The organism is Pseudomonas sp. GW821-FHT09C09, assembly GCF_059418105.1.
On the sequence record NZ_JBWKPF010000001.1, the window covers coordinates 114,500 to 133,680 of the forward strand.

Consider the following 19,181-nt stretch of genomic DNA (forward strand, 5'->3'; position numbering starts at 1 on the left):
CTTAATCCATGAAGCCCTGAAGCTTCAACTCGATGGAGCGTGGGTTTTCACCTTCAGCGATCGACAAAATACCTTCCAACAACATTTCGCGATAACGCGACTGCCGCAACGCAATTGACTTGAGCTTGGCTGCAACCGGCAGCAACACCAGGTTGGCACTGGCCACACCGTAGATGGTGGCGACGAATGCCACGGCGATGCCGTTGCCCAGTTGCGACGGATCGGCCAGGTTGCCCATCACGTGGATCAGGCCCATCACCGCACCGATGATACCGATGGTCGGCGCGTAGCCGCCCATGCTTTCAAAGACCTTGGCGGCTTCGATGTCGCGGGCTTCCTGGGTGTAGAAATCCACTTCGAGAATGCTGCGGATCGCTTCCGGCTCGGCGCCGTCGACCAGCAGTTGCAGGCCCTTGCGCGAGTAGGCGTCAGGTTCGGCATCCGCCACGCCTTCCAGGCCCAGCAGACCTTCCTTGCGCGCGGTGAGGCTCCAGTTGACGACACGGTCGATGCCGCCGGCCAGATCCACACGGGGCGGAAAAAAGATCCAGGCCAGAATCTGCATGGCACGCTTGAACGCGCTCATCGGCGATTGCAGCAAGGCGGCACCGATGGTCCCGCCAAGCACGATCAGCGCCGCCGGGCCGTTGGCCAGTGCGCCGAGGTGACCGCCTTCAAGGAAGTTGCCGCCGATGATGGCGACAAACGCCATGATGATCCCGATAAGGCTTAGAACATCCATCAGATACACGCCTCGACGATGTGCTTGCCGATATCGTCCAGACCGTACACCGCATCCGCGAGGTCAGCTTTGACGATCGCCATCGGCATGCCGTAGATCACGCAGCTGGCTTCGTCCTGGGCCCAGACGGTGCTGCCGCCCTGCTTGAGCAGACGCGCGCCTTCGCGACCATCGGCGCCCATGCCGGTCAGTACGACCGCCAGAACTTTGTCGCTGTAGGATTTCGCGGCGGAACCGAAGGTGATGTCCACGCAAGGCTTGTAGTTCAGACGCTCGTCGCCCGGCAGGATTTTCACCGCGCCACGGCCGTCGATCATCATCTGCTTGCCACCCGGCGCCAGCAGCGCCAGGCCCGGACGCAGGATGTCGCCATCCTCGGCTTCCTTGACGCTGATGCGGCACAGCTTGTCCAGACGCTCGGCGAAGGCCTTGGTGAAGGCGGCCGGCATGTGCTGGATCAGCACGATTGGTGCCGGGAAGTTGGCCGGCAACTGAGTCAGAACCCGCTGCAGCGCAACCGGGCCACCGGTCGAGGTGCCGATCGCCACCAGCTTGTAGGCCTTGCGTTTCGGCGCCGGCGACGAAGCGCTGGCTGCCGGAGCGCGAGCCGGTGCAGGCGCGGGTGCCGGACGAGCCGGTGCACTGTGGCTGCCAAAGCTTGATGTTGGCGCCGGAGCCGGTGCAGGCGTTGGTGCAGCGGCTGGCGCCGGCGCACTGTAGGCACTGAAACGACGGTTGCTGCGCGAGATGCTGTGCACCTTCTCGCACAGCAGTTGCTTGACCTTCTCCGGATTGCGGGAAATGTCTTCGAAATTCTTCGGCAGGAAATCCACCGCGCCGGCATCCAGCGCATCCAGGGTCACCCGGGCGCCTTCATGGGTCAGCGAGGAGAACATCAACACCGGGGTCGGGCAGCGCTGCATGATGTGCCGCACCGCCGTGATGCCATCCATCATCGGCATCTCGTAGTCCATGGTGATCACGTCCGGCTTGAGGGCCAGGGCCTGATCGATCGCCTCTTTACCGTTGGTTGCCGTACCGACAACCTGGATGCTCGGATCCGCTGAAAGAATTTCCGAGACGCGGCGGCGGAAAAAACCCGAATCGTCCACCACCAGGACTTTGACTGCCATAAACACTCCATTAGGTGCAGCGGGACGTTGTCGCCCCGCCGCCCCGGATTCAAATACGCCGTGCGGCGTAACGCTTGAGCATGCTTGGAACATCGAGAATCAGCGCAATGCGGCCGTCACCGGTAATGGTGGCGCCGGACATGCCCGGGGTTCCCTGCAGCATTTTGCCCAATGGCTTGATGACCACTTCTTCCTGGCCGACCAGTTGATCGACGACGAAGCCGATCCGCTGGGTGCCCACCGAAAGGATCACCACATGGCCTTCGCGCTGCTCTTCGTGAGCGGCGGAGCTGACCAGCCAGCGCTTGAGGTAGAACAATGGCAGCGCCTTGTCCCGCACGATCACCACTTCCTGGCCGTCCACCACGTTGGTGGTCGACAGGTCGAGGTGGAAGATTTCGTTGACGTTCACCAGCGGGAACGCGAACGCCTGGTTGCCGAGCATCACCATCAGGGTCGGCATGATCGCCAGCGTCAGCGGTACCTTGATGACGATCTTCGAGCCGGCGCCCTTGGTCGAGTAGATGTTGATCGAACCGTTGAGCTGGGAAATCTTGGTCTTCACCACGTCCATGCCGACACCACGGCCGGACACGTCGGAGATCTCGGTCTTGGTCGAGAAACCCGGGGCGAAAATCAGGTTGTAGCACTCGGTGTCGCTCAGACGGTCGGCGGCATCCTTGTCCATCACGCCGCGTTTCACGGCGATGGCGCGCAGGACGTTCGGGTCCATGCCTTTGCCGTCGTCGGAGATCGACAGCAGGATGTGGTCGCCTTCCTGCTCGGCGGCCAGGATCACTTTGCCGCCACGGGCCTTGCCCGAGGCTTCGCGTTCTTCCGGCGACTCGATGCCGTGGTCGACCGCATTGCGCACCAAGTGGACCAGCGGGTCGGCCAGCGCCTCGACGAGGTTCTTGTCGAGGTCGGTCTCTTCGCCCACCAGTTCCAGGTTGATCTCTTTCTTGAGCTGACGCGCGAGGTCGCGAACCAGACGCGGGAAGCGGCCGAAGACTTTCTTGATCGGCTGCATCCGGGTCTTCATGACAGCGGTCTGCAGGTCGGCGGTAACCACGTCGAGGTTCGACACGGCCTTCTGCATCGACTCGTCGCCGCTGTTCAGGCCCAGACGCACCAGACGGTTACGCACCAGTACCAGCTCGCCGACCATGTTCATGATTTCGTCGAGACGCGCGGTGTCCACACGCACGGTGGTCTCGGCTTCGCTCGCCGGTTTTTCCGGTGGCGGAGTCGCCGGAGCACGGGCCGGAGCCGGTGCAGCAGCGGCAGCCGGTTTGGCCGGTTCGGCTTTAGGCTCAGGCGCTTTTGCAGCAGGTTTCGCCGCAGCGGCCGGGGCCTTGGCAGCAGGCGCTGCAACAGCAGAAGCATTGCCGGCCGTCACGACGGCACCGGTGGCAACGTCAGTGAACTTGCCTTTGCCATGCAGATCGTCGAGCAGCGATTCGAACTCGTGGTCGGTGATCAGATCGCTACCGGCTGCAGCCGCTGCCGGAGCAGCATTTGCATTCGAAGGGACGGACGCAATCGCCGACTCCAGCGCATCGACAGCAAAGTTACCCTTGCCGTGCAACTGATCGAGCAAGGCTTCGAATTCGTCGTCGGTGATGTCCGAGCTGTCGCCCGCCGCCGGAGCCGCAGGCGCAGCGGCAGCCGGTGCCACGGCGTCCGCCGCGAACTGGCCCTTGCCGTGCAACTGGTCGAGCAGCGACTCGAACTCGGCGTCGGTGATTTCATCGCTGGCCGCTTCGTCGGAAGCCGGCGCAGCGGCAGCCGCCGGGGCTTCGGCTTCGGCCTTGACGGCGTTCAGCGAGTCCAGCAACTGTTCAAATTCGTTATCGGTGATGTCGCCGGAGTCGCCGGTTTCGTTTTCAACGACCAGCTCTTCGATCATCTCGGCCACAGGCGAAGCCGGAGCCTCATCCGCCGATTGCGGTTCGGCCAGGCGCGCCAGGGCGGCCAGCAGTTCCGGAGTTGCAGCGGTAATCGGGCTGCGGTCGCGGACTTCGCTGAACATGCTGTTCACCGCGTCCAGCGCTTCGAGCACCACGTCCATCAGTTCTGCATCTACGCGACGTTCACCCTTGCGCAGGATGTCGAACACGTTTTCGGCGATGTGACAGCACTCCACCAGCTCATTGAGCTGAAGGAAGCCGGCGCCCCCTTTTACAGTGTGGAAACCGCGAAAAATTGCGTTGAGCAGATCTGCGTCATCCGGGCGGCTTTCCAGCTCGACCAGTTGTTCGGACAGTTGCTCAAGAATCTCGCCGGCCTCAACCAGGAAATCCTGAAGGATCTCTTCATCGGCGCCGAAGCTCATTAATGGGGTGCTCCTACAGGTCTAAAAACCCAAAAAAACTCAAAATCCAAGGCTGGATAGCAAATCGTCCACATCGTCCTGACCGGACACAACGTCTTCTCGTTTATCGGCATGAATCTGCGGACCTTCACCCTGCGAGAGATGTTTTTGTGGATCTTTTTCAGCGAGCATCGCCGCACGGTCATGTTCGATGCCCGCAAAGCGGTCAACCTGACTGGCCATAAGGACGAGTTTGAGCAAATTGCTTTCGACTTCGGTGACCAGTTGGGTCACGCGCTTGATCACCTGACCGGTGAGGTCCTGGTAATCCTGGGCCAGCAGGATGTCGTTGAGGTTGCTCGACACCGCGCGGTTGTCCGCGCTGCTGCGTGACAGAAAACCGTCGACCCGACGCGCCAGTTCGCGGAACTCTTCAGCCCCGACTTCGCGGCGCATGAAACGTCCCCAGTCGGCACTCAACGCCTGGGCTTCATCAGCCAGACCATTGACCACCGGCGTGGCGCTTTCCACCAGATCCATGGTGCGGTTGGCCGCAGCTTCGGTCAGCTTGACCACATAGCCCAGGCGCTCGGTCGCATCAGTGATCTGCGACACTTCCTCGGCCTGCGGCATGTGCGGGTCGATCTGGAAGTTGACGATTGCACTGTGCAGTTCGCGCGTGAGCTTGCCGACTTCCTGGTACAGGCCACGGTCACGGGTCTGATTGAGCTCATGGATCAGTTGCACAGCGTCGCCGAACCTGCCTTTTTCAAGGCTTTCGACCAGTTCGACCGCGTGTTTTTTCAGCGTCGACTCGAAGTCGCCCTGTGAAGATTCTTTATGCTCCATAGCTCCCCCGCGCGTCATCAGCCGATGCGTTCGAAAATCTTCTCGATTTTTTCTTTCAGCGCCTGAGCCGTGAAAGGTTTGACCACGTAGCCGTTAACGCCGGCCTGGGCCGCTTCGATGATCTGCTCGCGCTTGGCTTCAGCGGTCACCATCAGCACCGGCAGGTGCTTGAGCTTTTCATCGGCGCGCACGTGACGCAGCAGGTCGATACCGGTCATGCCGGGCATGTTCCAGTCGGTCACCAGAAAGTCGATGCTGCCGCTGTTGAGCACCGGAATGGCGGTGGTGCCATCGTCGGCTTCAACGGTGTTGGTGAACCCGAGGTCACGCAACAGGTTCTTGATGATCCGCCGCATCGTTGAGAAGTCATCAACGATGAGGATTTTCATGTCTTTGTTCAATTCGACCTCCAAGCAGTCTTAAACGCGTCCAGCACCTGGACGCGCCATTTCAATCAATCCGGCAAAGCACTCGATGACTGTCTGGAGCACAACAGAGCAAGACCGGTGCCGTTCACCACCGCACCAGCCTCGTTCGCAGTGTCCCCACACTGCCTTCAGCGCGCTCGCCACTCCCCCAAACGCCCCCGCAAGCGGGCCGCGCACTGGCTGTGTAACTGGCTGACCCGCGATTCACTGACGCCAAGGACTTCACCGATTTCCTTGAGGTTCAGCTCTTCGTCGTAGTACAGCGCCAACACCAGTCGCTCACGCTCCGGCAAATTGGCAATCGCGTCCGCCAGCGCCGCCTGGAAGCGTTCATCTTCCAGATCGCGTGACGGCTCAAGATGAGCACTGGCGCCATCCTCGTGCAGCCCTTCGTGTTCGCCGTCCTGCAACAGGTCGTCGAAACTGAACAGTCGGCTGCCCAGGGTGTCGTTCAAAATCCCGTAGTAATCGTCGAGACTCAACTGGAGTTCGGCCGCAACCTCGTGATCTTTAGCGTCACGGCCGGTTTTAGCTTCAATCGAGCGAATCGCGTCGCTGACCATACGGGTATTGCGGTGAACCGAGCGCGGTGCCCAGTCCCCCTTGCGTACTTCATCGAGCATCGCGCCGCGGATCCGGATGCCCGCGTACGTTTCGAAACTGGCGCCCTTGCTGGCGTCGTATTTGGTCGAGACTTCGAGCAGGCCGATCATCCCGGCCTGAATCAGGTCTTCGACCTGCACACTGGCCGGCAACCGCGCCAGCAAGTGGTAGGCGATGCGTTTGACCAGTGGCGCGTAACGCTCGATCAGCTCGTACTGCGCGTCACGCGCCGACTTTTTGTAAAGGTTCATACCGCTGGCGGTCATAGCACAGGTCCTGCCGTTTGCTGCACGAGGCGCTCGACGAAAAATTCGAGATGGCCGCGCGGGTTGGCGGGCAGCGGCCAGGTGTCGACCTTTTGCGCGATCGCCTTGAATGCCAGTGCGCACTTGGAACGCGGGAAGGCTTCATAGACCGCACGCTGCTTCTGCACCGCCTTGCGCACGCTTTCGTCGTAAGGCACCGCACCGACGTATTGTAAGGCGACGTCAAGGAAGCGATCCGTGACCTTGGTCAACTTCGCGAACAGGTTGCGACCTTCCTGCGGGCTCTGGGCCATGTTGGCCAGGACGCGGAAGCGGTTCATGCCGTAATCGCGGTTGAGCAGCTTGATCAGCGCGTAGGCGTCGGTGATCGAGGTCGGCTCGTCGCAGACCACCAGCAACACTTCTTGCGCCGCGCGAACGAAACTGACTACCGAGTCACCAATACCCGCAGCGGTGTCGATCACGAGTACGTCGAGATTGTCGCCGATGTCACTGAATGCCTGAATCAGACCGGCATGCTGGGCCGGGCTCAGGTGAACCATGCTTTGCGTGCCGGAAGCGGCCGGCACGATGCGGATCCCGCCGGGACCTTGCAACAGCACGTCGCGCAGCTCGCAGCGGCCCTCGATCACATCGGCCAAAGTACGTTTGGGCGTCAGGCCCAGCAGAACGTCGACGTTCGCCAGACCCAGGTCGGCATCCAGCAGCATGACCCGACGGCCAAGCTCTGCCAGCGCCAGGGACAAGTTCACTGACACGTTAGTCTTGCCGACGCCACCTTTGCCGCCGGTCACCGCGATCACCTGTACGGGATGCATGCTGCCCATGTTATTTCTTTACCTTGTCTTGCATAGACGGAGGCCACATTACTGGCTGCGCGTTCACAACCGGAACAATGCGTGGCAGACCATCGATGTAGGTACAAAAACTGTTCATTACCTCAGCCAACCTGCTTGGTCGGGCTGTGGTAGATATCAGCGAACATGTCAGCCATGGCTTCTTCGCTGGGTTCTTCCTGCATTTGCACGCTGACGGCGCGGCTGACCAATTGATGACGGCGCGGCAGATGCAGATCATCCGGAATCCGTGGGCCATCGGTCAGGTAGGCGACCGGCAGTTCATGACTGATCGCCAGGCTCAGCACTTCGCCAAGGCTGGCCGTCTCATCCAGTTTAGTCAGGATGCACCCGGCGAGCCCGCAACGCTTGTAACTGTGATAAGCGGCGGTTAGAACCTGTTTCTGGCTGGTGGTTGCCAGCACCAGATAATTTTTCGACCGAATGCCACGACCGGCCAGGCTTTCCAGCTGCATGCGCAGTGCCGGATCGCTGGCCTGGAGGCCGGCGGTATCGATCAGCACCACGCGTTTGCGCAGCAGTGGATCCAGCGCCTGCACCAGGGACTGGCCCGGGTCGACGTGGGTCACCGACACATTGAGGATCCGGCCCAGGGTTTTCAACTGTTCCTGAGCGCCGATGCGGAAACTGTCCATGCTCACCAGCGCAATGTTCTGCGCGCCGTACTTGAGCACGTAACGGGCGGCCAGTTTGGCCAGGGTGGTGGTCTTGCCCATACCGGCCGGGCCGACCATGGCAATCACACCGCCCTCTTCCAGCGGCTCGACTTCCGGCGTGGCGATCATCCGCGCCAGATGCGCGAGCAGCATGCGCCAGGCCTGACGAGGTTCTTCGATATCGCTGGTCAGCGCCAGCAAATCGCGGGACAACGGGCCGGACAGGCCGATGCGCTGCAGACGACGATACAGATTCGCCTGAGCCGGACGGCTGCCTTGCAGCTGATTCCAGGCCAGGGTGCCGAGCTGCACTTCCATCAGCTCGCGCAGGCTGTTGAGTTCGAAACGCATCGAATCCAGCGCACGCGGATCGACTCCAGCGGCAGCCGGCGCAGGTGCCGGGGCTGGACGGGCCGGTGCGGCGTACGTCGGCTCTGTCAGAGGCTCGGCAGCCGTCAACGGCAGGCCGGCGGTCAATGGCAGACCGGAGAACAACTGGCGATTGGTGTTGCCGTCGGCCTCACCACGCATGCTCAGTTCGGCCTGGGCAGTGACGATGCGCGACTGGGTCTTGCGCAGCTCGTCTTCGAGTTCCATGTTCGGAACCCGTGGCGCCAGCGCCGAGAGTTTGTAATCCAGCGCCGCCGTCAGCTCGACGCCGCCGGCAATGCGGCGGTTGCCAATGATGGCGGCATCAGCGCCCAGCTCATCACGAACCAGCTTCATGGCCTGACGCATATCGGCGGCGAAAAAACGCTTAACTTGCATAAACCACTACCTCAGCCGTTGGGCCCTACTGTCGCAACGATGGTCACTTGCTTGTTGTCCGGAATTTCCTGGTAGGCCAGCACATGCAGTCCGGGAACTGCCAGGCGACCAAAGCGCGAGAGCATCGCGCGAACCGGGCCTGCTACCAACAGGATCACCGGCTGACCTTGCATTTCCTGACGCTGCGCCGCTTCGATGAGCGAACGTTGCAGCTTCTCGGCCATGCTTGGCTCCAGCAGAACGCCCTCTTCCGAGCCTTGTCCTGCCTTCTGCAGACTATTGAGCAATATTTGTTCCAACCTTGGCTCCAGCGTGATGACTGGCAGCTCGGACTCAGTCCCTACAATGCTTTGGACGATTGCACGGGATACGCCAACCCGCACAGCGGCCACCAAAGCGGCGGTATCTTGACTCTTGGCGGCATTGTTGGCGATGGCTTCGGCAATGCTGCGGATGTCGCGCACCGGCACGTGTTCGGCCAGCAGCGCCTGCAACACTTTCAGCAGCTGCGACAACGTGACCACACCCGGCACCAGCTCTTCCGCCAGTTTCGGCGAGCTCTTGGCCAGCAATTGCATGAGTTGCTGCACTTCTTCGTGACCAATCAGCTCGCTGGAGTGCTTGTACAGAATCTGGTTCAAGTGGGTGGCGACCACGGTACTGGCGTCCACCACGGTGTAACCGAGCGATTGCGCCTGGGCGCGCTGGCTGACTTCGATCCACACCGCCTCCAGGCCGAAAGCCGGATCTTTGGCGGTGATGCCGTTGAGCGTGCCGTAGACCTGCCCCGGGTTGATCGCCAGTTCGCGATCCGGGTAGATCTCGGCTTCGGCCAGAATCACGCCCATCAGGGTCAGGCGGTAGGCGCTCGGCGCCAGGTCGAGGTTGTCGCGGATGTGCACGGTCGGCATCAGGAAGCCCAGATCCTGCGAGAGCTTCTTTCGCACGCCCTTGATCCGCGCCAGCAACTGGCCGCCCTGGTTGCGGTCCACCAGCGGAATCAGGCGATAGCCGACTTCCAGGCCGATCATGTCGATGGGCGTCACGTCGTCCCAGCCCAGCTCCTTGGTTTCCATGGCGCGGGCCGGCGACGGCAGCAGTTCCTGCTGACGCTTGACCTCTTCCAGCGCCTGCACCTTGGCCACGTTCTGTTTCTTCCAGAACAGGTAAGCACCACCGGCGGCCAGAGCGGCCATGGTCAGGAACGAGAAGTGCGGCATGCCCGGTACCAGGCCCATGACCGCCATCAGACCGGCCGCCACCGCCAGCGCTTTCGGCGAGGCGAACATCTGGCGATTGATCTGCTTGCCCATGTCTTCCGAACCGGAAGCACGGGTCACCATGATCGCCGCAGCTGTAGATAACAACAGTGATGGCAATTGCGCCACTAAACCGTCACCGATGGTCAGCAAGGCGTAAACCTTGCCGGCGTCAGCGAAGGACATGTTGTGCTGGAAGATACCGACCGCCATGCCGCCGATGAGGTTGATGAACAGAATCAGCAGACCGGCGATGGCGTCACCGCGCACGAACTTGCTGGCACCGTCCATCGAACCGTAGAACTCTGCTTCCTGGGCCACTTCCTGACGGCGGGCCTTGGCCTGGGTCTGGTCGATCAAACCGGCGTTGAGGTCGGCGTCGATGGCCATTTGTTTGCCGGGCATCGCGTCGAGGGTGAAGCGCGCGCTCACCTCGGAAATCCGCCCCGCACCCTTGGTCACCACGACGAAGTTGATGATCATCAAGATCGCGAAGACCACGATACCGACCACGTAGTTACCGCCGATCACTACCTCACCGAAGGCCTGGATCACCTTACCGGCAGCGGCGTGGCCGTCCTGACCGTGGAGCATCACCACCCGCGTCGACGCCACGTTCAGCGCCAGTCGCAACAGCGTCGCCACCAGCAGGATCGTCGGGAACACCGCGAAATCCAGCGGCCGCAAGGCGTACACGCAGACCAGCAGCACGACGATGGACAGGGCAATGTTGAAGGTGAAGAACACGTCGAGCAGGAACGGCGGCACTGGCAACATCATCATCGCCAGCATGACCAGCAGCAACAGCGGCACACCCAGATTGCCCCGACTGAGGTCGGCAATGTTCGAGCGAGCACTGTTGATTAACTGAGAGCGATCCACCGGTTTTCCCCGTTCCTTTAAAGCAAACTTTTGACGCCCAGAGCGGACGCACGGCGGCTACTGCAAGAAGCCTTCCAACTTTTGCCGATGATTGAAACAGAGGGGTTTGAGTGTGTTTTTTCTGCTGGGCGGGATGTCGCTTTCGCAGGAAGTCAGCAAAAAGTGCCTTCTAAACTCGGGTGTTTAAAAGACACCTTCAGACACGCCTTGGAGGCTACGAATTCTTGCGCCGTTGCCTACAGCTACGCCAGAATCCGCCGGCTTGTGCGCCTTGGGGTCGGGTTCTATTGTGGGTCGGTCGCTGACGAATCAGCGATCGGGTTTAGCGACTCGCTCAGATTAAAGGTGCACCAGCGTTCCAGGCTTCGTTGCGGATCTGTATGTCTGCAATTTCGTTATGGTGGCTGTATGCGGGAGACCCTTGCGGTCTGCCGGGTGCCTTTGACCGGTTCGCTAACCTGCGTACAGCCGCCACCTTCCTGTTTAGCGACTGGATCTGGCGGCTCCACCCCAAAGGAGCTTCACCATGATCAAACCAACACCCAACCCACCTGAAACCGACCCCGCCTCGCCCTACGAATCGCTCGACTCCAGAAAGCTTCACGAAGCCGCCGACCGCGCCCTCGATCACTACCTCTGCCCGCCCGGCTCCACACCACCACCGCGCAGAACCCGCCGAATGTTTGCCGTCACCGCAGACTTCAAAAACGAAGAGCTGCTGGTCGAGCTTTGCGAAACCCTCGCTTCCGCCAGAACCATCGCCAATGACTTCGCCCATCTCATGCCCGCCTCGCAACGCAGGACGCTGACGGGTATCGGGCAACTGATCATGCTCGGGGAACTGGCTGCGAATCGGGTGTTGAATAATCTGGAACTAACGCCGTCGCAGACCTCCGTGTAAAGGCTTGAGAAATGCGTCGTGGCGGCCTCAATGCCAACGCATGTCATCGGGCATAAAAAAACCGCCACCGGGTTCAACCGGAAGGCGGTTTTTTTTCATCACCACAAAGTCAGGAATCGCGCCGCAGATCCGGCGGAATCGGCAAGTCATCCTTGAGCGGCTCGGGGAACTTGCCCTTGCCCGCGCGGTGCTGGCGGATCTGGTAGACGTAGGCCAGTACCTGAGCGACCGCCAGATACAGGCCGCCGGGAATCTCTTCTTCCAGCTCGGTGGAGTAGTAGATCGAACGCGCCAGGGCCGGCGATTCGAGCAGCATGACTTCGTTGGCCACGGCGATTTCGCGGATCTTCAGCGCCAGGAAGTCGCTGCCCTTGGCCAGCAGCACCGGCGCCCCGCCCTTCTCCGAGTCGTACTTGAGCGCCACGGCGTAGTGGGTCGGGTTGGTGATGACCACGTCGGCATCCGGGATCGCCGCCATCATCCGCCGCTGCGACATCTCGCGCTGCACCTGACGGATCCGCTGCTTGACCTCCGGCCGGCCTTCCTGGTCCTTGTGCTCGTCGCGCACTTCCTGCTTGGTCATCTTGAGTTTCTTGATGCTCTCCCAGAGCTGCACCGGGACGTCGACGGCCGCGATGATGATCAAACCGCACGCCATCCACAGCGTGCTCCAGCCCACCACTTGCAGGCTGTGAATGATGGCCCGGTCGATGGGCTCATGGGCGATGCGCAGCAAGTCGTCGACATCCCCGGACAGCACCACCAGCGCCACGGCCAGAATGATCAGGAATTTGGCCAGCGCCTTGAGCAGCTCGATCACCGACTTCGCGGAGAACATGCGCTTGAGGCCGGAGGCGGGATTCATCCGGCTGAACTTGGGCGCCAGGGAGCCGGCGGCGAACAGCCAGCCACCGAGGGCGATCGGCCCGAGAAACGCAGCCAGCAGCAAGGTGATCATGATCGGCTGGATCGCCACCAGTGCAATCAGCCCGGAGTTCATCAGGAACTTGCCCATGGCCCCCTGATCCATGATCACTTCCCGCGACAGCGTGAAGTTCATGCGCATCAGCTCCATCAGGTCCTGCGCGAGCATGCCGCCGAACACCAGCAGCGCGCCGGAACCGGCAAGCATGATCGCCAGGGTGTTGAGCTCCTTGGAGCGCGCAATCTCGCCCTTTTCCCGGGAGTCCTTTTTGCGCTTCTCCGTGGGGTCTTCTGTCTTGTCCTGACCGCTCTCGCTCTCTGCCATGACTTCAGCGCGCCTGTGCCAGTTCGCGTAGCAGCTGCAAGGCTTCGACGGCCAGCGGCTGATACTGGTTGAGAATGTCCGCCAGCCCGACCCAGACAATGAACAGGCCGAGCACGAGAGTCAGCGGGAAACCGATGGAGAAGATGTTCAGTTGCGGCGCCGCCCGGGTCATCACGCCGAACGCAATGTTGACCACCAGCAGCGCAGTGACCGCCGGCAACACCAGCATCAATGCCGCGCCCAGTACCCAACCGAGCTTGCCGGCCAGCTCCCAGTAATGCGCGGTCATCAGGCCCGCGCCAACCGGCAACGTGGTGAAACTTTCCGTCAGCACCTCGAAGACGACGAGGTGACCGTTCATGCCGAGGAACAGCAACGTCACCAGCATGGTGAAGAACTGCCCGATCACCGCCACCGACACGCCGTTGGTGGGGTCGATCATCGAGGCGAAGCCCATGCCCATCTGAATCGCAACGATCTGCCCCGCGATCACGAACGCCTGGAAGAACAGCTGCAAGGAGAACCCGAGCACGGCACCGACCAGGATCTGCTCGGCGATCAACAACAAGCCGCTGAGATCGAGAGGACTGACCGCCGGCATGGGCGGCAGGTTGGGCGAGATCACCACAGTGATCGCCAGTGCGAGGTACAGGCGGATGCGCTTGGGAACCAGCGTGGTGCCGAAGACCGGCATCACCATCAGCATCGAGCCGATGCGAAACAGCGGCAGCATGAACGTCGCCACCCAGGTACTGATCTGGGTGTCGGTCAACTGAAGCAGCGACTGCATGGCCTAGCCGATGACCAGCGGAATGTTTTTGTACAGCTGGATGATGTATTCCATGAAGGTCTGGATGATCCACGGACCGCCGACGATCAGGGTCACCAGCATCACCAGCAGACGCGGCAGAAAGCTCAGGGTCTGTTCGTTGATCTGCGTCGCCGCCTGGAACATCGACACCAGCAGGCCCACCAGCAGGCTCGGGACCACCAGGATCGCGACCATCATCGTGGTCAGCCACAAGGCCTCGCGAAAGATGTCGACCGCTACTTCTGGGGTCATGGCGAAACACCTCCGAAACTGCTGGCCAGGGTGCCGATGATCAGCGCCCATCCGTCAACCAGCACGAACAGCATGATCTTGAACGGCAAGGAAATGATCAGCGGCGACAGCATCATCATACCCATCGCCATCAGCACACTGGCCACGACCAGGTCGATGATCAGGAACGGGATGAAGATCATGAAGCCGATCTGGAACGCGGTTTTCAGCTCGGACGTGACGAAGGCCGGCACCAGAATGGTCAGCGGCGCCTGATCCGGCGTCGCGATATCGGTGCGCTTGGACAGACGCATGAACAGCTCGAGATCGCTGGAGCGGGTCTGCGCGAGCATGAAGTCCTTGATCGGCACCTGAGCCTTTTCCACCGCTTGCTGGGCGGTGAGTTTCTCCGCCAGATACGGTTGAAGGGCATCGTTGTTCACCCGGTCGAACACCGGCGCCATGATGAACAGGGTCAGGAACAGCGCCATGCCGGTGAGGATCTGGTTCGACGGCGTCTGCTGCAGGCCGAGGGCCTGACGCAGGATCGAGAAGACGATGATGATCCGGGTGAAGCTGGTCATCAGGATGACGGCGGCCGGGATGAAGCTCAGCGCCGTCATGATCAGCAGGATCTGCAGGCTGACCGAATACTCCTGCGCCCCGTTGGCGTTGGTGCCCAGAGTGACCGCCGGGATCGACAACGGATCGGCGGCGAACGCCAGTGGCGCGGCCAACATCAAGGCCAGGGTCAAGACGATGCGCAACGCACCCATTACTTCTTATCCTTCTGATCCTTGCCGAGGATCTTCAACAGATGCTGGGCAAATTCCGGAGTCGCTTTTTCGGAGGTGGCCGGGACGTCCACCGGTTCCTTGAGTACGTGCAGCGCGGTGATCGTGCCGGGACTCAGGCCAAGCAGGATCTGCTCGTTGCCGACCTGAACCAGCATCAAGCGGTCACGCGGCCCGAGCGCCCGGGAACCGATCAGCTCGATCACCTGGCCCTTGCCCGCCGGCCCTGCGTTCTGCACCCGGCGCAGCAGCCAGGCGAGGAAGAAGATCAACCCCAGCACCAGCAGCAGGCCGAACACCAGTTGCGTCAATTGCCCGGCGACGCCACTGCTGACCGCCGGAGCAATCGCGGGCGCCGCAGGGGCCGCCGCAGCAGCAGTCGCGGCCGCAGGCTCGGCGGCCATGACCGTCAATGGCAGCGCCAGCACCGCGGCCAGCAAGGAACCCAGAACCTTTTTCACTCAGCGCAGCTTCTTGATGCGTTCGCTTGGGCTGATCACGTCGGTCAGGCGGATGCCGAACTTTTCGTTGACCACGACCACTTCGCCGTGAGCGATGAGGGTGCCGTTGACCAGCACGTCCAGCGGCTCACCGGCCAGACGATCGAGCTCGATCACCGAACCCTGGTTGAGTTGCAGCAGGTTGCGGATGTTGATGTCGGTGCTGCCGACTTCCATCGAGATCGACACCGGGATGTCGAGAATCACGTCCAGGTTCGGACCGTCCAGGCTGACCGGCTCGTTGCTCTTCGGCACGCTGCCGAACTCTTCCATCGGCAGACGGTTGGAGCTCGAAACGCCAGCGTCGGCGGCCAGCAGCGCGTCGATGTCGGCCTGCCCGGCTTCACCGGTTTCTTCCAGGGCGGCAGCCCACTCGTCGGCCAGTGCCTGATCGTCCTGGGCGTTCATTTCGTCGTTCATCATTTGTCCTCGGCGGGCAACAATTCAGTTAAAGGCGTAAGGGGTGTTGCGCCGCTTCAGCGGCGCTCGATCGGCTCGATCACCTGCAACGCGAGGTTGCCTTTGTGCGAGCCCATCTTGACCTTGAAGGCCGGCACGCCGTTGGCGCGCATGATCATGTCTTCCGGCATCTCGACCGGGATCACATCACCCGGCTGCATGTGCAGGATGTCGCGCAGTTTCAACTGGCGGCGAGCCACGGTGGCACCGATCGGCACGTCGACATCGAGCACGTCCTGGCGCAGGGCGTTGACCCAGCGCTCGTCCTGGTCGTCGAGGTCCGACTGGAAACCGGCGTCGAGCATTTCGCGCACCGGCTCGATCATCGAGTACGGCATGGTCACGTGCAGGTCGCCGCCACCGCCGTCGAGTTCGATGTGGAACGTGGAAACCACGATCGCTTCGCTCGGGCCGACGATGTTGGCCATGGCCGGGTTAACTTCCGAGTTGATGTACTCGAAGTTGACTTCCATGATCGCCTGCCAGGCTTCTTTCAGGTCGACGAACGCCTGCTCCAGCACCATGCGCACTACGCGCAGTTCGGTCGGGGTGAATTCACGCCCTTCGATCTTGGCGTGACGGCCGTCGCCGCCGAAGAAGTTGTCCACCAGCTTGAACACCAGTTTGGCGTCGAGGATGAACAGCGCGGTGCCGCGCAGGGGTTTGATCTTGACCAGGTTGAGACTGGTCGGTACGTACAGCGAGTGCACGTATTCGCCGAACTTCATCACCTGCACGCCACCGACGGCAACGTCCGCCGAGCGGCGCAGCATGTTGAACATGCTGATGCGGGTGTAGCGGGCAAAACGCTCGTTGATCATTTCCAGAGTCGGCATGCGTCCACGGACGATGCGATCCTGGCTGGTCAGGTCGTAGCTTTTGACACTGCCGGGTTCGGCAGCGTTATCGGTCTGTACCAGACCATCGTCGACGCCATGCAACAGCGCGTCGATTTCATCCTGGGACAGCAGATCCTGCACGGCCATGTCGTGTTCCTACTGCAGTACGAAATTAGTGAAAAGCAACTGTTCGATCACCACTTTGCCCAGCTCTTTCTGCGCCACTTCCTGGACGCTGGCCGTGGCCTTCTGGCGCAACATCTCCTGGCCGACCGGCGTCGCCAAAGTGGCGAAATCCTGACCGGAGAAGAGCATCACCAGGTTGTTGCGGATCACCGGCATGTGCACTTTGAGCGCTTCCAGATCAGCCTGGTTGCGCGCCAGCATGGTGATGCTCACCTGCATGTAGCGCTGACGGCCGTTCTGGTTGTAGTTGGCCACGAAGGCCGGCGCCATCGGCTCGAAAATCGCCGGCTGCTTGCCGACCGGAGCGGTTTCCACGGCAGCCGCAGGTTTGCTCTGGGCGCTGTGCATGAAGAACCACGTCGCCCCCACAGACGCGCCGATGGCCAGCAGCAACCCGAGCACGATCGCGATGATCATCTTGAGTTTGCCTTTGGTTGCGGGGTCTTTTACTGCTGCTGCTTCGCTCTTCGCCATGCCAATAATCCGTCACTAATCGGGTTTTCACAGTCGCACGGCAAGGCAAGAGCAAGTGTTATGCCAGAAGTGTCGGAGGGGAATGGAGAGCGGTGGCAAAACAGACGAGGGAGCGGACAGGGCCGCTCCCTCGGGGGAGGATGAATCAGGCGTAATAGTCGACGGCGCTGGAGCCGATCACGTGAGTAGTCGCAGCAGCCGCTTCAGCCACGGCCGCAGACGTCAGCTCTTCTTCCGAAGAGTCCAGGCGACCACCGGCGGCGCTGGTGCGTCCCGTCTGGCCCTGTTGCGCCTGCTCCTGACCCTGCCCTTGCCAGCCACGGTTCTGGTCGGAAACATTGACATCGACCTGCCCCATGCCCTGCTGGGTGAACATGTCACGCAGGCGATGCATCTGGCCGTCGAGGGCTTCGCGAACGCTCGGGTGAGCACTCATGAAGGTCACCTGGGTTTGCTGGTCCGGCACCATGTTCACCCGGATATCCAGGCGACCCAGCTCAGCCGGCTGCAACTGGATATCGGCAGACTTCAGGTTGTTGCTCGACAGGTACATGACGCGGTTGACCACTTCTTCGGTCCAGCCGTTCTGATGCATGGCGATCGGCTGGTTCACCGGCACCGCGTTGGCGGTTTTCGGTGTGGCCGCCTGGGTCAGTGCCGCCAGACGGTTGGCGAAATCATCGACGCGGGTATCGCTGGTGGCGGATTTCAGGTCTTTCAGACCATCGTCGATCAGACCACTGAAGGCCTTTTCGCCGCCCTGACTGGTGCTGTCCTTGTCGGCCTGCACATCCAGCATGCTGGCCATGCCGGCGGCGAAGGTCTGGGCCGAGGTCAGTTCGCCGTCAGCCTGGGTCTGGGCCGGCGTCGCCTTGGGCTGCGACTGGCTGGAAGCGGAAATGTGACCGCTCTGCTCCATCGCCATGCGCAAGGCCGGCATCGAATCGAGTGGATCGGCCTCGGGATCGAAATCACTGTCAACGGCAGGCGTCGTCGCAGTGGCGGCAGCCGGCAATGCCGCCACCGCCGGCGCCTGGGCCTCTAGCTTCACCGGGGGCGTTTCAACGACCGGCGCAGCGACAACCGGCGGCGTGACGACAGGCTGCACGACCTGCATCAGCGCCGGGTCCAGCGTCGGATCCACAACCGGGGTGGTGTCGGCGACCGGCGTGGTCGGCGTATCGGACGTATCGTCACTGGCTACCGGGTCATCCGTTGCAGCCGACGAGGTTTTGTCGGCGGGCAAGGCTTTGCCGCTATCGGCAACCGTCGCGTCCGGAGCGGCAGACTGATCCTTGCCGGCGTCTTTCTTGCCGCTGTTGTCGGCGACCTTGTCGCGTGCGGGTTTTACCGAGTTGTCGACCGTGACGGCAGGCTTGTTCTGCCCCTGATCGGCAAACACCTGAGCGAAGCTCGAAGCCTTGTCCCCGGGGCCTGCGGCCACCACTGACGGTTTGGCAGAGGCGGCTTGCGCCTTGGCCTGGGCGGCAGTCTGAATAAGAATGTTAGGGGTTGCAGGCATGGCACGGTCTCCGCTGCACTGGGATCGTAGGTACAGTTGAACGAGATGACTGCAAGTGCCGGGCCAGTTTCGTCCGACGCCGGATAAAAACGCCGGACGGTTGACTCAATGAGCGGGAGAGCGCTGTCGCTCGGCCTCATAGACGGGACGCACATCCGCAAACTCGTCATGGATGTCGGCCACCAGCTTGATGATTTCGGACGGGCTCTTGTCCCTGGCGTGCTGTTCCAGCTCCTGACAAAGTTCAGCAAGACGGGTCGCCCCCATATTGCTGCTACTGCCTTTGAAGCTATGAGCCACCGACGACAAGGCGTCGGCATCGGCGGTTTTTTGCAGTTCACGCAGGCGCGCTTCGGAATCTGCCAGGAACGTATCCAGCAATTCCGGATAGCCATCCTCCATGACTTCTTGCAACGCACTCAGTACGTCGCGATCTACACAGGCATCAGTCACTTGTT

Annotated in this window: 20 protein-coding genes; 1 reads left to right on the plus strand and 19 read right to left on the minus strand. The window is 61.4% G+C overall.

The window, feature by feature from the left end; all coding sequences use genetic code 11:
• Window position 1: 1 nt before the first annotated feature.
• The 9 genes from AC07NR_RS00560 to flhA form a co-directional block, all read right to left on the minus strand.
• Window positions 2–742, minus strand: a complete 741-nt coding sequence (locus AC07NR_RS00560) for a flagellar motor protein (protein WP_085710490.1) — start codon at window positions 740–742, stop codon at window positions 2–4.
• A complete protein-coding gene (locus tag AC07NR_RS00565; protein ID WP_408987506.1) occupies window positions 742–1,875 on the minus strand; it encodes a protein-glutamate methylesterase/protein-glutamine glutaminase in 1,134 nt (377 codons plus the stop codon). The genes AC07NR_RS00560 and AC07NR_RS00565 overlap by 1 nt, the downstream gene beginning before the upstream one ends.
• 49 nt (window positions 1,876–1,924) lie before the next feature.
• A complete protein-coding gene (locus AC07NR_RS00570) occupies window positions 1,925–4,210 on the minus strand; it encodes a chemotaxis protein CheA (protein WP_192553099.1) in 2,286 nt (761 codons plus the stop codon).
• A gap of 39 nt (window positions 4,211–4,249) precedes the next feature.
• Window positions 4,250–5,038 carry a protein phosphatase CheZ gene (locus AC07NR_RS00575; protein WP_085710486.1) on the minus strand — a complete coding sequence of 263 codons (789 nt, stop codon included), beginning with the start codon at window positions 5,036–5,038 and terminating at the stop codon, window positions 4,250–4,252.
• A gap of 17 nt (window positions 5,039–5,055) precedes the next feature.
• Window positions 5,056–5,427 carry a chemotaxis response regulator CheY gene (locus AC07NR_RS00580; RefSeq protein WP_003183998.1) on the minus strand — a complete coding sequence of 124 codons (372 nt, stop codon included), beginning with the start codon at window positions 5,425–5,427 and terminating at the stop codon, window positions 5,056–5,058.
• Between the two features lie 167 nt (window positions 5,428–5,594).
• Entirely contained in the window at window positions 5,595–6,335 is a 741-nt protein-coding gene (fliA, locus tag AC07NR_RS00585) for an RNA polymerase sigma factor FliA (RefSeq protein WP_007951959.1), read from the minus strand.
• On the minus strand, window positions 6,332–7,162 hold the full coding sequence (gene fleN, locus AC07NR_RS00590; RefSeq protein ID WP_003222917.1) for a flagellar synthesis regulator FleN: 831 nt from the start codon (window positions 7,160–7,162) through the stop codon (window positions 6,332–6,334). Before fleN ends, fliA begins: the two co-directional genes overlap by 4 nt.
• Before the next feature lie 113 nt (window positions 7,163–7,275).
• A complete protein-coding gene (gene flhF, locus AC07NR_RS00595) occupies window positions 7,276–8,616 on the minus strand; it encodes a flagellar biosynthesis GTPase FlhF (RefSeq protein ID WP_085710485.1) in 1,341 nt (446 codons plus the stop codon).
• 11 nt (window positions 8,617–8,627) lie between these two features.
• On the minus strand, window positions 8,628–10,757 hold the full coding sequence (gene flhA / locus AC07NR_RS00600) for a flagellar biosynthesis protein FlhA (protein WP_085710483.1): 2,130 nt from the start codon (window positions 10,755–10,757) through the stop codon (window positions 8,628–8,630).
• Between the two features lie 526 nt (window positions 10,758–11,283).
• Here flhA and AC07NR_RS00605 point away from each other — a divergent pair.
• Window positions 11,284–11,658 (plus strand): DUF6124 family protein, encoded by a 375-nt coding sequence (locus AC07NR_RS00605; protein ID WP_134825895.1) that lies wholly within the window; start codon window positions 11,284–11,286, stop codon window positions 11,656–11,658.
• A gap of 109 nt (window positions 11,659–11,767) precedes the next feature.
• On the opposite strand, the gene flhB is transcribed toward AC07NR_RS00605, so the two are convergent.
• The 10 genes from flhB to AC07NR_RS00655 all read right to left on the minus strand — a co-directional run bounded on the left by flhB (window position 11,768) and on the right by AC07NR_RS00655 (window position 19,176).
• Window positions 11,768–12,907 carry a flagellar biosynthesis protein FlhB gene (gene flhB / locus AC07NR_RS00610; protein ID WP_085710479.1) on the minus strand — a complete coding sequence of 380 codons (1,140 nt, stop codon included), beginning with the start codon at window positions 12,905–12,907 and terminating at the stop codon, window positions 11,768–11,770.
• A gap of 4 nt (window positions 12,908–12,911) precedes the next feature.
• Window positions 12,912–13,697, minus strand: a complete 786-nt coding sequence (fliR, locus tag AC07NR_RS00615; protein ID WP_114881905.1) for a flagellar biosynthetic protein FliR — start codon at window positions 13,695–13,697, stop codon at window positions 12,912–12,914.
• Between the two features lie 3 nt (window positions 13,698–13,700).
• Window positions 13,701–13,970 carry a flagellar biosynthesis protein FliQ gene (gene fliQ, locus AC07NR_RS00620; protein ID WP_085710476.1) on the minus strand — a complete coding sequence of 90 codons (270 nt, stop codon included), beginning with the start codon at window positions 13,968–13,970 and terminating at the stop codon, window positions 13,701–13,703.
• Window positions 13,967–14,725 (minus strand): flagellar type III secretion system pore protein FliP, encoded by a 759-nt coding sequence (gene fliP / locus AC07NR_RS00625; protein WP_085710474.1) that lies wholly within the window; start codon window positions 14,723–14,725, stop codon window positions 13,967–13,969. The genes fliQ and fliP overlap by 4 nt, the downstream gene beginning before the upstream one ends.
• Complete coding sequence (fliO, locus tag AC07NR_RS00630) at window positions 14,725–15,147, minus strand: flagellar biosynthetic protein FliO (protein WP_371320952.1); 423 nt, start codon at window positions 15,145–15,147, stop codon at window positions 14,725–14,727. The genes fliP and fliO overlap by 1 nt, the downstream gene beginning before the upstream one ends.
• Window positions 15,148–15,204: 57 nt before the next feature.
• Window positions 15,205–15,663: a flagellar motor switch protein FliN gene (gene fliN, locus AC07NR_RS00635; protein WP_085710472.1), complete on the minus strand. Its 459-nt coding sequence runs from the start codon at window positions 15,661–15,663 to the stop codon at window positions 15,205–15,207.
• A gap of 56 nt (window positions 15,664–15,719) precedes the next feature.
• Entirely contained in the window at window positions 15,720–16,688 is a 969-nt protein-coding gene (fliM, locus tag AC07NR_RS00640; RefSeq protein ID WP_003222890.1) for a flagellar motor switch protein FliM, read from the minus strand.
• Between the two features lie 9 nt (window positions 16,689–16,697).
• On the minus strand, window positions 16,698–17,201 hold the full coding sequence (fliL, locus tag AC07NR_RS00645; RefSeq protein ID WP_085733741.1) for a flagellar basal body-associated protein FliL: 504 nt from the start codon (window positions 17,199–17,201) through the stop codon (window positions 16,698–16,700).
• 145 nt (window positions 17,202–17,346) lie between these two features.
• A complete protein-coding gene (locus AC07NR_RS00650; protein WP_495077594.1) occupies window positions 17,347–18,723 on the minus strand; it encodes a flagellar hook-length control protein FliK in 1,377 nt (458 codons plus the stop codon).
• A gap of 105 nt (window positions 18,724–18,828) precedes the next feature.
• Entirely contained in the window at window positions 18,829–19,176 is a 348-nt protein-coding gene (locus tag AC07NR_RS00655) for an Hpt domain-containing protein (RefSeq protein ID WP_085710468.1), read from the minus strand.
• Between the last annotated feature and the right edge of the window lie 5 nt (window positions 19,177–19,181).